This is a genomic window from Flavobacterium omnivorum, assembly GCF_900099915.1.
GTDB classification, from domain to species: Bacteria; Bacteroidota; Bacteroidia; order Flavobacteriales; family Flavobacteriaceae; genus Flavobacterium; species Flavobacterium omnivorum.
The window spans coordinates 42,450-55,865 of the sequence record NZ_FNDB01000005.1; the positions used below are offsets into that span (position 1 = coordinate 42,450).

Annotated in this window: 13 protein-coding genes and 1 pseudogene; all 14 read left to right on the plus strand. The window is 33.6% G+C overall.

Annotated elements, in window-relative coordinates; genetic code table 11:
- The first annotated feature begins 48 nt into the window (after nt 1-48).
- Nucleotides 49-504, plus strand: coding sequence for a MarR family winged helix-turn-helix transcriptional regulator (locus BLS90_RS07040; RefSeq protein ID WP_091256917.1), 456 nt, complete (start codon nt 49-51; stop codon nt 502-504).
- A gap of 18 nt (nt 505-522) precedes the next feature.
- Nucleotides 523-1,155 (plus strand): NAD(P)H-dependent oxidoreductase, encoded by a 633-nt coding sequence (locus tag BLS90_RS07045; RefSeq protein WP_091256919.1) that lies wholly within the window; start codon nt 523-525, stop codon nt 1,153-1,155.
- A gap of 46 nt (nt 1,156-1,201) precedes the next feature.
- Nucleotides 1,202-1,771: a YceI family protein gene (locus tag BLS90_RS07050; RefSeq protein WP_091256922.1), complete on the plus strand. Its 570-nt coding sequence runs from the start codon at nt 1,202-1,204 to the stop codon at nt 1,769-1,771.
- 345 nt (nt 1,772-2,116) lie between these two features.
- A complete protein-coding gene (locus tag BLS90_RS07055; protein ID WP_091256924.1) occupies nt 2,117-3,517 on the plus strand; it encodes an anthranilate synthase component I family protein in 1,401 nt (466 codons plus the stop codon).
- A 92-nt stretch (nt 3,518-3,609) separates the two neighbouring features.
- Nucleotides 3,610-4,176, plus strand: a complete 567-nt coding sequence (locus BLS90_RS07060; RefSeq protein ID WP_091256925.1) for an anthranilate synthase component II — start codon at nt 3,610-3,612, stop codon at nt 4,174-4,176.
- A gap of 101 nt (nt 4,177-4,277) precedes the next feature.
- Nucleotides 4,278-5,270 carry an anthranilate phosphoribosyltransferase gene (trpD, locus tag BLS90_RS07065; RefSeq protein WP_091256927.1) on the plus strand — a complete coding sequence of 331 codons (993 nt, stop codon included), beginning with the start codon at nt 4,278-4,280 and terminating at the stop codon, nt 5,268-5,270.
- A gap of 47 nt (nt 5,271-5,317) precedes the next feature.
- Nucleotides 5,318-5,679 (plus strand): annotated as a pseudogene (locus BLS90_RS07070) (four helix bundle protein).
- A 56-nt stretch (nt 5,680-5,735) separates the two neighbouring features.
- Nucleotides 5,736-6,521 carry an indole-3-glycerol phosphate synthase TrpC gene (trpC, locus tag BLS90_RS07075; RefSeq protein WP_091256929.1) on the plus strand — a complete coding sequence of 262 codons (786 nt, stop codon included), beginning with the start codon at nt 5,736-5,738 and terminating at the stop codon, nt 6,519-6,521.
- A 149-nt stretch (nt 6,522-6,670) separates the two neighbouring features.
- Nucleotides 6,671-7,273 (plus strand): phosphoribosylanthranilate isomerase, encoded by a 603-nt coding sequence (locus BLS90_RS07080; protein ID WP_091257135.1) that lies wholly within the window; start codon nt 6,671-6,673, stop codon nt 7,271-7,273.
- A gap of 20 nt (nt 7,274-7,293) precedes the next feature.
- Nucleotides 7,294-8,475: a tryptophan synthase subunit beta gene (gene trpB / locus BLS90_RS07085; RefSeq protein ID WP_091256931.1), complete on the plus strand. Its 1,182-nt coding sequence runs from the start codon at nt 7,294-7,296 to the stop codon at nt 8,473-8,475.
- Between the two features lie 185 nt (nt 8,476-8,660).
- On the plus strand, nt 8,661-8,981 hold the full coding sequence (locus BLS90_RS07095) for a gamma-glutamylcyclotransferase family protein (RefSeq protein ID WP_091256936.1): 321 nt from the start codon (nt 8,661-8,663) through the stop codon (nt 8,979-8,981).
- 329 nt (nt 8,982-9,310) lie between these two features.
- A complete protein-coding gene (locus BLS90_RS17230; RefSeq protein ID WP_262488570.1) occupies nt 9,311-9,439 on the plus strand; it encodes a hypothetical protein in 129 nt (42 codons plus the stop codon).
- A gap of 129 nt (nt 9,440-9,568) precedes the next feature.
- Nucleotides 9,569-10,330: a tryptophan synthase subunit alpha gene (trpA, locus tag BLS90_RS07105; RefSeq protein WP_091256938.1), complete on the plus strand. Its 762-nt coding sequence runs from the start codon at nt 9,569-9,571 to the stop codon at nt 10,328-10,330.
- A gap of 490 nt (nt 10,331-10,820) precedes the next feature.
- A complete protein-coding gene (locus BLS90_RS07110) occupies nt 10,821-12,980 on the plus strand; it encodes a S9 family peptidase (protein ID WP_091256939.1) in 2,160 nt (719 codons plus the stop codon).
- Nucleotides 12,981-13,416 lie beyond the last annotated feature (436 nt).

A 13,416-nucleotide genomic window follows, 5' to 3' on the forward strand; every position in this document is an offset into this window, starting at 1 on the left:
ACTATAAAAAGTGTTACATTTGTACCAACAAATTACATACATACAATTATGAAAATTGAAGACATATTAAAATCTACTGTACCCTTGGATAATTCAAAAAAAATTATTCTGAATGTTTTGTACACACAAAATATTATTACAGAAAATTTTAATGAAATCTTAAAACCTCATGATATATCAGGAGAACAATATAATGTACTTCGAATATTAAGAGGACAAAAAGGGAATCCAGCAAATATGTGGACCATTCAAGAGCGAATGTTAGCCAAAACCAGTAACACTACTCGTTTAGTAGATAAATTGTTGTTGAAAGAATTAGTAACTCGAAAAGTATGTCCTGAAAACAGACGAAAAATAGAAGTCTTAATAACACCAAAAGGATTAGAAGTTTTAGAAGAATTGGATCCAAAAGTGATTGCTCACGACCAGTATTTTTCAAAAAATCTAAATTCAGAAGAAATAGACCAATTAAATCACTTATTAGAAAAATACAGAAATAAATAATTAATATAACAATACAATATGAATACTTTCTTAGAAAATCAAAATTGGAGATACGCAACGAAAAAATTCGATGCTACAAAAAAAATTACTACTGAAGATTTAAATACTTTAAAAGAAGCCATTCGTTTGACTTCTTCGTCTTATGGATTGCAACCTTACAAGGTTATTATCGTAGAAAATCCAGAATTAAGAGCTAAAATCCAACCTTCGGCTTGGGGACAATCACAAATTGTTGAAGCATCCCATTTAATTGTTTTTGCAAATGAAGTAAATTTTGGAGCAGAAGGAATAGACAATTTAATTCAGAACATGAGTCAAACTAGAGAAATTCCTTTAGAAAACTTAAAACCTTATGCTGATTTAATGAAAAACAATCTTACAACTCTTCCAGAGGATGTTCGTAATCACTGGACAGCAAAGCAAACGTATTTAGCATTAGGAAATTTACTTAATGCTGCTGCCGAACTTAAAATAGACGTAACGCCAATGGAAGGTTTTGTTCCTGCCGATGTAAATGAAATTTTAGGTTTAGAAAAACTTGGACTTAATGCTTCATTAATAGCCACTTTAGGATACAGACATGAAGATGACGCTACCCAATATTACAAAAAAGTAAGAAAATCAAACGAAGACTTATTCATTACTTTATAAATTACTAATTCAAAATCAAATATTAACTCAAATCAAATTCTAACAAATGAAAAATTTAAAATCAATCGCATTAGCATTAGTAGTAGTTTTATCTACCTTATCAGTAACTGCACAAACTAAAAAAGTTAACACATCAGCAAGTACAATCAACTGGGTTGGAAAAAAAGTAACTGGAGCTCATGAAGGAACAATCAACCTTAAAGATGGTACATTAGTTTTCAAAGGAAAAAAATTAGTAGGTGGTACGTTTGTAGTAGACATGACCTCTATGATTGTTACTGACTTAAAAGCTGGTCAAGGTAAAGAAAAATTAGAAGGTCACTTGAAAGCGGATGATTTTTTTGGATCAGATAAATTTGCAACAGCAACTTTAGTTTTCAAAAAATTAGTTACAAAAGCACCAAATGTATACACAGTAACAGGAGATTTAACGATTAAAGGAATTACTAAACCTGTAACTTTTGATCTTGCTACCACTACCAATACAGCTACTGCAAATGTAAAAATTGACAGAACAAAATACGATATTAAATACGGTTCTGGAAGTTTCTTTGACAGCTTAGGGGATAAAGCAATCAATGATGATTTCGATTTAGCTATAGCTTTGAAATTCTAATTTCATTTCAAAACAATATCATTAAACCCTAACAAGAAATTGTTGGGGTTTTGTTCTTTTATGAATTTCTGCTAGAAATTTTATTTAACAAATAATCTTCATTTTTACTGATTTTTAACGCATTTTATGTTTGAATAATGGAATTTAATTTCTACATTTGTTTCAATAAATAAAACATGAAAACAATTTTAAACAATACTTGGTGGTGGAACAATTTACGTCAGTCGTCGTGAACTAAGCTCCTATAGTATTATTAAAAATATAAATATAAAAGGCTTGTCATCACGACAGGCCTTTTTTTTGTTCCAATTTTACCAGTTAAACACAACATTAAAAACATAGCAATTGAAATCATTTAACTTAAATACAAATTACAAGCAAATCCTTGCAGATACTATTACTCCTGTGAGTGTGTATCTCAAAATTCGGGATAAATTCCCAAATAGTCTGTTACTGGAAAGTAGCGATTATCATGGTAATGACAACAGTTTCTCCTATATCTGTTGCAATCCGATTGCTTCCATCAAAATAGAAAATGAAATCATTTACAAGACTTTCCCTGATGGCAGTTCTGAGAAAATAAACATTGACAAAACAACTGACATTCCTGCACTTATTCAAGAATTTTCGGGTCAGTTTAAATCAAAAAAGAATGATTTCAAATTCATCAATAATGGACTTTTTGGATATATTTCATACGATGCTGTTCGGTATTTCGAAAAAGTATCTATTGCCAAAAAAGAAAATAGCAACACTATCCCTGATGTGTATTATGCCGTGTACCAAAATATCATTGCTATCAACCATTTTAAAAATGAAGCCTATATTTTCTGCCACAGTTTAGACGGTAAAAATAATATTTCAGAAATCGAACAATTATTACAATCCAGAAACATTTCATCTTATAAATTTTATAAAGAAGGTGAAGGCTTTTCAAATTTAACCGACGAAGAATTCAAGCATAATGTGGCTTTGGCCAAAAAGCATTGTTTCCGCGGCGATGTGTTCCAGCTAGTTTTATCTCGTAGGTTCACCCAAGGATTTAAAGGCGATGAATTTAATGTATACAGAGCGTTAAGAAGCATTAATCCATCCCCGTATTTGTTCTTTTTTGATTACGGAGACTTCAAAATATTTGGTTCGTCACCCGAAGCACAAATCATTGTAAAAGATCGCAAAGCTGAAATTCACCCTATTGCAGGTACTTTCAAACGAACGGGAGATGATGAAAAAGATGCCGTTCTAGCCAAAGAATTATCCATAGATAAAAAAGAAAATAGTGAGCATGTAATGTTAGTAGATTTGGCCAGAAATGATTTAAGCAGAAACGGTCATAATGTAAATGTAGAGAAATATCGAGAAGTACAGTTTTTCTCGCATGTAATTCACTTGGTTTCAAAAGTAACGGGACATTTACATGAAAAAGCTTCTACAATGCAAGTCGTAGCCGATACTTTTCCGGCAGGAACATTGAGTGGTGCTCCTAAACACCGGGCAATGCAGCTGATTGAAGAGTATGAAAAAACCAATAGAAATTTTTATGGTGGCGCTATCGGATTTATGGATTTTGAAGGTAATTTTAATCATGCGATTATGATACGGACTTTTTTGAGTAAAAACCATCAATTACACTCCCAAGCAGGAGCAGGAATTGTAGCAGGATCTGATGAAGAAAGCGAAATGCAAGAGGTTTACAACAAATTATTAGCTCTGAATAAAGCTTTGGATTTAGCGGAAACAATATAAATAATTTAAAGATTCAATAATTTAAGAATTTAAAGATTGCTGAAACGTGAGAATTTTTCAATCTTTAAATCTTTCAATTTTTCAATAACAAAATGAAAAAAATACTAGTCATAGACAATTACGATAGTTTTACTTATAATTTAGTACATTATCTGGAAGATTTAGATTGCGAAGTAACCGTCTATAGAAACGACGAATTTGACATCGATGAAATTGCTGTTTTCGATAAAATTTTGCTATCTCCAGGACCTGGAATCCCTGATGAAGCGGGATTATTGAAAGAGGTGATTCGGAAATATGCACCTACCAAAAGCATTTTTGGAGTGTGTCTTGGACAACAAGCCATAGGAGAAGTTTTTGGAGGAACACTTGCTAACTTAGACAAAGTATACCACGGTGTAGCCACAGTGGTAAAAACAGCAGTAAATGATGAACTTTTATTCGAAGGATTAGGAAATGAATTTGAAGTAGGGCGTTACCATTCTTGGGTTGTAGATGCCACTTTACCCGATGTTCTTGAAGCTACTTCATTCGACGAAAATGGTCAAGTAATGTCCTTACGACATAAAACCTACGATGTACGCGGCGTTCAGTTTCATCCAGAAAGCGTATTGACGCCTAATGGTAAAAAGATATTAGAAAATTGGGTGAAATCATAGTATTCAGTGTTCAGTCGCAGTAATCAGTTGACTGAATTTAATAACAATATTCAATACTAAACTTTGCGTCTTTGAGCCTTAGTGGCAAAAAATAAAATAATATGAAAAATATATTAAATAGACTGATTAATCACGAAATGCTTTCTTCAGCAGAAGCAAAAGATGTATTGGTTAATATTTCCAACGGAAGTTATAATCCGAGTCAAATTACAGCATTCCTTACAGTTTACATGATGCGTAGCGTCAGTATCGAGGAGCTTTCAGGTTTCCGAGAAGCCTTGTTGGACTTATGTATTAAAGTGGATTTATCAGCCTACAACACCATCGACTTGTGTGGAACGGGTGGTGATGGAAAAGATACTTTTAATATTTCCACTTTGGCTTCCTTTGTAACTGCAGGAGCAGGAGTAAAAGTGGCAAAACATGGAAATTACGGGGTTTCCTCTATTTCAGGTTCTAGTAATGTTATGGAAAAACTAGGAATCAAATTTAGCAATGACGCTGATTTTATAGAAAAGAGTATCGACAAAGCGGGAATTGCCATTTTACATGCACCATTATTTCACCCCGCGATGAAAAATGTAGGTCCAATACGTAAAGAATTAGCAGTAAAAACATTTTTTAATATGCTAGGACCAATGGTAAATCCGTCCTTTCCAAAAAACCAATTGGTTGGTGTTTTCAATTTAGAATTAGCCAGAATGTATGCGTACTTGTATCAGAATACGGATGTAAATTTTACGATTTTACATTCGCTTGACGGTTATGACGAAGTTTCTTTAACTGGAGCAACAAAAACAATTACAAGCACGATGGAAGGAATGCTGCATCCCGAAGATTTTGGTGTTCGCCTTTTGCTGCAAAGCGAGATTGAAGGCGGAACGACCATCGAAGATTCAGCACAAATATTTATGAATATTATTTCTGGAAAAGGAACCGAAGCACAAAACAACGTAGTCTGTGCAAATGCAGCTATGGCCATTGCAACGGTGACAAAATGTTCTCCTTTAGAAGGATTTCAAATAGCGAAAGAAAGTTTATTATCTGGAAAAGGACTTTTATCTTTGAAAACATTACAAGAATTGAGTACATAATATCAAATTAAAATATTTAAAAATTGAAAAATTGAAAGATTATGACAATGTCAATTGAAAAATTCGAAGTGTACCAAAAAGGTATTCAATTAGCAAAATTGATTTTTAAATTATTAAACAACAAACCCTTTGAAAAAGAATTCGGTTTCAAAGATCAAATAAAAAGAGCTGTCATTTCGATTACTAATAACATCGCAGAAGGTTCCGAATACAATAGTAACAAACAGCTAATAAAATATTTAAAATTTCCAAAGGAAGTTGTGCAGAAGTTAGTAGTATGTTAGTATTAGCAAAAGAATTAGAACTAATATCACAAATAGAAATTGAAAAAAGTTATGATTTAAGTATCGAGATTTCTCAAAACTTATCCAACTTTATAAAATATTTAAACACCAAAATTAAAGAGTAATTTGTTGAACATCACAAATTTTTCAATATTTAAATTTCTCAATATTAAATTAAACCATGAACATCCTAGATAAAATTATAGTTGACAAAAAACGAGAAGTAATTCTCAAGAAATCAATCATTCCAGTTTCACAATTAGAGGCGTCTGTTTTCTTTGAAAAAAAGACCCTTTCATTGCGTGCTAATTTATTAAATAGCACCTCCGGAATTATTGCAGAACACAAACGCCGTTCGCCTTCTAAAGCAGAAATAAATTATAGTTTTACGGTGGAAGAAGTAACAAAAGGATACGAAAATTCTGGTGCCTGTGGCATATCGGTATTGACGGATGGAAAATATTTTGGAGGTTCGTTAGATGATTTACTTTTGGCACGAGCAACAGTAAATATTCCGTTATTGCGAAAAGAATTTATTGTAGATGAATACCAAATCCTAGAAGCCAAAGCGTACGGAGCTGATTTAATTCTGCTAATCGCAGCAGTTTTAACAAGAGCGGAAATTAAAGCTTTATCCGAATTTGCAAAAAATCTAGGACTCGAAGTATTACTTGAAGTACACAATCAGGAAGAATTAGAAAAATCGATTATGCCTACATTAGACATGATTGGGGTTAACAATAGAAACCTGAAAACATTTGAAGTGAGTTTGGATTTCAGCAAGCAATTAGCCAACCAAATTCCAGATGATTTTGTAAAAATTTCAGAAAGTGGAATTTCATCCATTGAAGCCATTAATGAATTGAAACCTTTTGGGTATAAAGGATTTTTAATTGGTGAAAACTTCATGAAAACGGATAATGCGGGTCAAGCAGCAACGGAGTTTATTAAGCAAATAGCACATTAACCAGCAAAGTGGGAATTAGCAACAAATAAATACTTTTGTCAATAATGGATTCATTTTTAGAAAATAAAAATAGTGGTAATCTTCAAACAAATTCCACTCCAATGTTTCCCCCTCGGGAGTCAGGGAGCTTTGGAACTAAAATCTGCGGAATGAAATACACTAAAAACATTCTCGAAATAGCCTCGCTCCTACCCGATTATATGGGATTTATATTCTGGGATAAATCTAGTAGGTATTTTGATGGAGTGATTCCACCTTTACCTAAATCGATTAAAAAAGTGGGGGTTTTTGTTAATGAAAGTATTGCAGTTATTTTGGCGAAAGCGCAAACCTACGATTTACAAGCCATTCAGTTGCACGGCCATGAATCAGTAGCATTTTGTACTGAATTAAGGAGTGCGGTAGGAAATGATATTGAAATTATAAAAGTGTTTTCGGTTGCTGCTGATTTTGATTTTGAAGTTCTGCAACCCTTTGAAGCGGTTTGTGATTATTTCCTTTTTGATACCAAAGGAAAATTACCCGGTGGCAACGGCTCAACATTCGATTGGACAGTATTAAAAAAATATCCATCGACCAAACCTTTTTTTCTAAGCGGTGGCATTGGTTTAGAAGAAATCGATTTGACAACAGCTATTTTATCAACACAATTACCCATTCATGCTTTGGATTTAAATAGTAAATTTGAAACAGAGCCTGGATTAAAAGACAAAAATTTATTGAGCAAGTTTCAACATAATTTGAAACTTTAAACTTTTAAACTTAAAACAAAATGAGTTACAACGTCAACGAAAAAGGCTATTATGGAGAATTTGGAGGTGCTTTCATTCCTGAAATGTTATATCCAAATGTAGAAGAATTACGACAAAATTATTTAAAAATCACAGCTGAACCAGCATTTCAAGCTGAATTTGATGACCTGCTTAAGGAGTATGTAGGTCGCCCTACGCCACTGTATTTTGCAAAGCGTTTATCTGAACAATACAATACAAAAATTTACCTAAAAAGAGAAGACCTATGCCATACGGGTGCGCATAAAATTAACAATACGATTGGACAAATTATTCTTGCAAAACGATTAGGCAAGACCAGAATCATTGCCGAAACTGGCGCAGGTCAGCATGGAGTGGCTACCGCAACCGTTTGTGCCTTGATGGGCTTGGAATGCATTGTGTACATGGGCGAAGTCGACATTAAGCGTCAGGCACCAAATGTAGCTCGTATGAAAATGTTAGGTGCCGAAGTTCGTCCCGCCAAATCAGGTTCAAAAACCTTGAAAGATGCTACAAATGAAGCCATCAGAGATTGGATCAATAATCCTGTTGACACCTATTATATTATAGGATCTGTCGTAGGACCACATCCCTATCCAGATATGGTAGCGCGTTTTCAAAGTGTTATCTCGAAAGAAATTAAAGAACAATTACTAGAAAAAGAAGGACGTGAAAACCCCGATTACGTAATTGCCTGTGTTGGTGGTGGAAGCAATGCCGCAGGAACATATTATCATTTTCTAGACAATGAAGACGTGACCATTATTGCTGTAGAAGCAGCCGGTTTAGGAGTCGATTCTGGAGAAAGTGCCGCTACCTCCGCTTTAGGAAAAGTGGGCGTTATTCATGGAAGTAAAACCTTATTGATGCAAACTACGGATGGCCAAATCACAGAGCCGTATTCCATTTCTGCCGGACTCGATTACCCAGGAGTGGGACCTATGCATGCTAATTTATTCACTACTGGTAGAGCAAAATTTATCTCGATCACCGATGCCGAAGCTATGGATTGGGGTATCAAATTATCTAAAATGGAGGGATTAATTCCAGCCATCGAAAGTGCCCATGCTTTTGCAGTTCTGGATGAAATGAAGTTCAAACCAGAAGATATTGTGGTCATCAACCTTTCCGGTCGTGGCGACAAAGATTTGAATACCTATATTGATTATTTTAAATTATAATTGTATTTATCCTGAATTTATTTCAGGGCGTTCCCTTGCTTTCACTAGCGTTACTGCAAGGTCAGGCTTTCCGTTACAATCTTTTTTACCTTGCAAAAAAGCAAGCTCAAAAAAATTTTCAATGCACTCCTTAACGCAAAAAAAGTACACGAAGCAGTTCAATTCAGATTTTGAAAATAGAAACTATGGAAAAATTATTCGCTTATGGTAGCCTTCAAAATGAGGACATACAAACAGATCTATTTGGACGGATTCTTGAGGGAACTCCTGAAACACTAATTGGTTATATTGTAAAAAACATTCAAATTGAAGAAGAATTTGGGCTAGTCTACTATCCCATTATAACGGAAACTCACAAGCCTGAAGATACGATCAACGGAATGGTTTATGCCATAACCACAAAGGAACTGCATCAATCGGATCTTTATGAAGGATTGCATTACAAGCGTGTTGAAGTACAGTTGCAATCGGAACAAAAAGCTTGGGCGTATAGTGCGGCTATTTAATGTATGATTTACGATATTCGATAGACGATGTTTGATATTAAATGTCAAATCTTATTTAGTATCAACTTAATTTTTTAATTGAAGTGAAAGAAATAATGTTGAAGAGAACAAAGAAATTTGCAATTGATTGCTGGATTCTTTGTGCCAAATCACCAAAATCTAGAGAATACAATGCGAATGTAAATCAACCTGCTAGATGTTCCAGTTCCGTAGGTGCTAATTACAGAGCTTAACAAAGAGCAAAATCGGCAGCAGATTTTATCAATAAATTAAAAATCGTTGAGGAAGAAGCAGATGAAAGTCACTTTTTTATTGAAACTCTATTTGATATGATAAGGATTGAAAAACAAGAAGTGGCATTGCTAGAAGAAATGGAAATACTTAAAAAAGAAGGAAACAGACTCGTTGCAATAGTGATTTCATCAATAAAGACAGCAGGAATCAATAATTCAAAATAAACAAAACTAAAACAATAAGACAGACTTAAAAAAATAACTCCAACTAAATAGGCTTTCTTAAATCCTAAATAAAATATCAAACACCAAAAATTTAAAATCGTATAACACATATCGTAAATCGTACATTAAATGAACAGAATAAATCAAAAATTACAAGAAACTAAAAAAATTCTTTCCATCTATTTTTCAGCGGGATATCCCAACTTAAAGGATACGGTACAAATCATTGAAGACCTAGAAAAAAATGGTGTGGACATGATCGAGATAGGACTGCCTTTTAGCGATCCATTGGCCGATGGACCAACAATTCAAGAAAGTTCTACCCAGGCATTGCATAATGGAATGACAACTCAAGTTTTGTTTGATCAACTTAAAGACATCCGAAAAACCGTTTCTATTCCACTAATTATTATGGGCTATTTCAACCCAATGTTACAATACGGAATTGATAATTTTTGCAAAGAGTGCGCTGCTATTGGCATTGACGGACTAATCATACCCGACCTTCCAGTTAATGTATATGCTGACGAATATAAAGCTACTTTTGAAAAATACGGCTTGAAAAATATATTCTTAATTACGCCACAAACTTCTGTAGAACGCATCCATTTTATTGACAGTGTTTCTGATGGATTTATTTATATGGTGAGTTCAGCGAGTGTGACAGGATCACAAACGGGTTTTGGGAGCGCACAAGAAGACTATTTCAAGCGCATTGCCGATATGAATCTGAAAAATTCTCAAGTAATTGGTTTTGGAATCAACAACAAAGAAACCTTCGAGCAAGCCACGCAATTTGCCAAAGGAGCGATTATTGGAAGTGCTTTTATTCAGGATTTAACCAAAAACGGAACAGGGAAAATTAAAGAATTTGTCGAAGCAATTCGATAAAATTATTTTAATCATAAAAGTAAACCAGTGTTTAAAGTACTTTTAAACACTGGTTTTTTTGTTTTTAATTCATATATTTTTATAATTCTTTAGTCATTTAAAGAAAGACTGTTTTTAATTTGTAAGAAAATATAATTATATTTAAGAAAACTTAAAAGAAACAAACTTTCGACAATCTAACCCGAATTGATTGTAAAAGCGAAACTTTATTTCGTCTAAATATAAATCGTGCTACATTTTAAAAAAGAAGTATAAATTAATTAAGTTATTTCATAAAAAAAATTTATTGTCAAAATAGATAATTAATATTGGTCAATTATCACTACCTGATTTTTCCTTTTACCAATGCATTTTGATTATTATAAATCTTAGAGATAACAGAATTTACTTTATATTTAGGGATTACTAAATTCTATAGAAAAACAATCCAATTCATTGAAATGTTTTGTTTTTAATTTTACCAATAACAACAAAATAAAACAGCAATACTATGAGAAAATTATCAATTACATTATTATTTTTATTACAGTTGCACGCTACAATTGCTCAAAATAAAACGGAGCATATTACCCTTACTGATATGTTAAAAATTAAAACTGTTGGAAACATCAGCTTAACTAAGGACGGAAAACGAGCTGCTTTTACAGTAAATACAATTGAAAATGATGAAAATAACAAGTTGGATTATAAATACCGATCTCAGATTTTCACGGTGGCTATCTCAGGAAATACCACGCCTGTTCAAATGACCACGCATAAAGATGGAGCTACAAAACCTACCTGGAGCCCTGACGGCAAGCAAATGGCTTTTACTCGTTCTGTAGAGGACAAAAATCAAATATTTATCATTTCTATGGAAGGCGGTGAACCCATGCAATTAACAAAAGATAAATATGGCGCAAGCAATCCAAAATGGTCACCAAATGGCAAAAATATACTATATTCATCTAGTGTCCCGTTGCACGATTTACTAAAAGATTCTATTTTAAACCCAGCAAAATCGATTCCTACATGGAAAATGGAAAAGCCTGGTTTTGATAAAAACGAGCATTTGCTAACCAATAAAGAAAAGCCAGAACCAAACGGAAATTTATCCCAAATTAGAGCCTATCTTGATAAAAATGCAACCGATAAAAAAGCAATCGTCCTTAATAAATTGAATTTTCAAAGTGAATCAAACGTATCATCGGAGATGAATTTCAATCACTTTTTTGAAATAAATGTATCTAAAGATGCAGCTCCTAGACTACTAACAAATGGTTTTTATAATTTTAGCACCGCTGATTATACGCCAAACGGAAAGCAAATAATTCTATCAGGAGATGTAGATACTTCAGAAAACCAAGACCGATCCTTAGAAAGTGAGATTTTTATAATGGATGCCAATGGAGAAAATTTCAAAATGTTATTAGGAGAAGACGGAAAAAGATACAATAGCGCGTCACTATCGCGATCCGGAAAATGGTTGGCTTTTCTTTCCAGCACCACCTCATTTGTATCAGTATCTTCACTATCGATAATGCCACTAAATGGAACTGAAAAAGATATTGTTACCATACCTTTTGATCGTAACAAGTCAAATCTTACCTGGAGTAAGAATGATAAATATTTGTATTTTACCGCTCAAATGAATGGTGGCAACGTATTGCACAGAGTCAACCCATTAACGCAAAAAATAGAAACACTTTCTAGCACTGATTCAGGAATATCTAGTTTTGATATAGCAAACAATATGATTATTTACTCAAAAACTCAGGTGTCAAATCCATCTGAATTGTATTTGGCTGATGCCAATTTCAAAAACGAGAAAAAAATCAGCACTTTTAATGATTGGGTTTCTACTAAAAATTTATCCTACCCAGAAAAGAAAACATTCCAAAACGAATTAGGAATGACCGTGGAATATTGGATTATGAAACCATCAAACTATAAACAAGGAGAAAAATACCCACTATTGCTAGAAATTCACGGTGGACCATCCGCCATGTGGGGTCCTGGTGAGGAAAGTATGTGGCACGAATACCAATATTTTTGTAGCCAAGGATATGGAGTAGTCTACAGTAATCCTAGAGGTTCTGGTGGATATGGATTGGATTTCTTGAGAGGAAATATCAACGATTGGGGAACCGGTCCGGCTAGTGACGTACTAACAGCATTAGATAAAACGGTTCAAGAAGGATGGGTAGACCAATCTAAGTTACTCATTACGGGTGGTTCTTATGCTGGCTATTTGACCGCATGGATTATAAGTCATGACAATCGCTTTAAAGCGGCATGTGCGCAACGAGGTGTTTATGATTTGAATACCTTTTTTGGAGAAGGAAACGCTTGGCGATTAGTACCCAATTATTTTGGTGGCTATCCTTGGGAACCAAAAGTTAAGGAGATTCTAGCCCGTGAATCGCCAATAAATTATGTCCAAAATATTACAACACCGTTTATTATTTTTCATGGAGGTAACGATCGAAGAACTGGGTTTGTTCAAGCTGAAATGCTTTTTCGAAGTCTAAAAGTATTGGGTCGTCCTGTAGAATTTGTCGTGCATCCCGGCGCCACTCATGAAATTACTCGAGCTGGTGATAATCGTCAACGCATGGATCAAATGCTACGAACGTATGAGTTTTTTGAAAGAACAATTAACAAGAAATAAACTATAAAATCAACTACCAATAACTCCGTTTAAAAATCATACATTTTATTCCTAAAAAAAGTCCCTATCAAAATAAATTTGATAGGGATTTTTCGTTGAATAAAGATAACTAATAATGTAGCCAAATCAATAACAAATCGATAACGCACATCATCTTTTCCATGCGCTTATATGTATCCTGAATGTTTTTGATATCAATCCTTTAGATATCTGAAACTATAATATCAACAGCAATATTCTAACAATTCTTGTGTTTCTGGTAATCCTTGAATGAGCAAACCAGCAAGACTTCTTCTTCCTATTGTGAGCCCGCTAGACAAAGTTTAGTTCTAAAAAAAAAAATTATCTAGTTACTGTTGCGCATTCTTGATAAAAAATAAATACATTCTACAATTCGGATAGTACAAAATTTAGAATTTGTTTTGTACTTTTAAAA

Bases quoted from the DNA above. Each gene is read 5' to 3' on its own strand.
- BLS90_RS07040 (WP_091256917.1), top strand. From the start codon at position 49: ATGAAAATTGAAGACATATTAAAATCTACTGTACCCTTGGATAATTCA.
- BLS90_RS07045 (WP_091256919.1), top strand. From the start codon at position 523: ATGAATACTTTCTTAGAAAATCAAAATTGGAGATACGCAACGAAAAAA.
- BLS90_RS07050 (WP_091256922.1), top strand. From the start codon at position 1,202: ATGAAAAATTTAAAATCAATCGCATTAGCATTAGTAGTAGTTTTATCT.
- BLS90_RS07060 (WP_091256925.1), top strand. From the start codon at position 3,610: ATGAAAAAAATACTAGTCATAGACAATTACGATAGTTTTACTTATAAT.
- trpD (WP_091256927.1), top strand. From the start codon at position 4,278: ATGAAAAATATATTAAATAGACTGATTAATCACGAAATGCTTTCTTCA.
- trpC (WP_091256929.1), top strand. From the start codon at position 5,736: ATGAACATCCTAGATAAAATTATAGTTGACAAAAAACGAGAAGTAATT.
- BLS90_RS07080 (WP_091257135.1), top strand. From the start codon at position 6,671: ATGAAATACACTAAAAACATTCTCGAAATAGCCTCGCTCCTACCCGAT.
- trpB (WP_091256931.1), top strand. From the start codon at position 7,294: ATGAGTTACAACGTCAACGAAAAAGGCTATTATGGAGAATTTGGAGGT.
- BLS90_RS07095 (WP_091256936.1), top strand. From the start codon at position 8,661: ATGGAAAAATTATTCGCTTATGGTAGCCTTCAAAATGAGGACATACAA.
- BLS90_RS17230 (WP_262488570.1), top strand. From the start codon at position 9,311: ATGATAAGGATTGAAAAACAAGAAGTGGCATTGCTAGAAGAAATGGAA.
- trpA (WP_091256938.1), top strand. From the start codon at position 9,569: ATGAACAGAATAAATCAAAAATTACAAGAAACTAAAAAAATTCTTTCC.
- BLS90_RS07110 (WP_091256939.1), top strand. From the start codon at position 10,821: ATGAGAAAATTATCAATTACATTATTATTTTTATTACAGTTGCACGCT.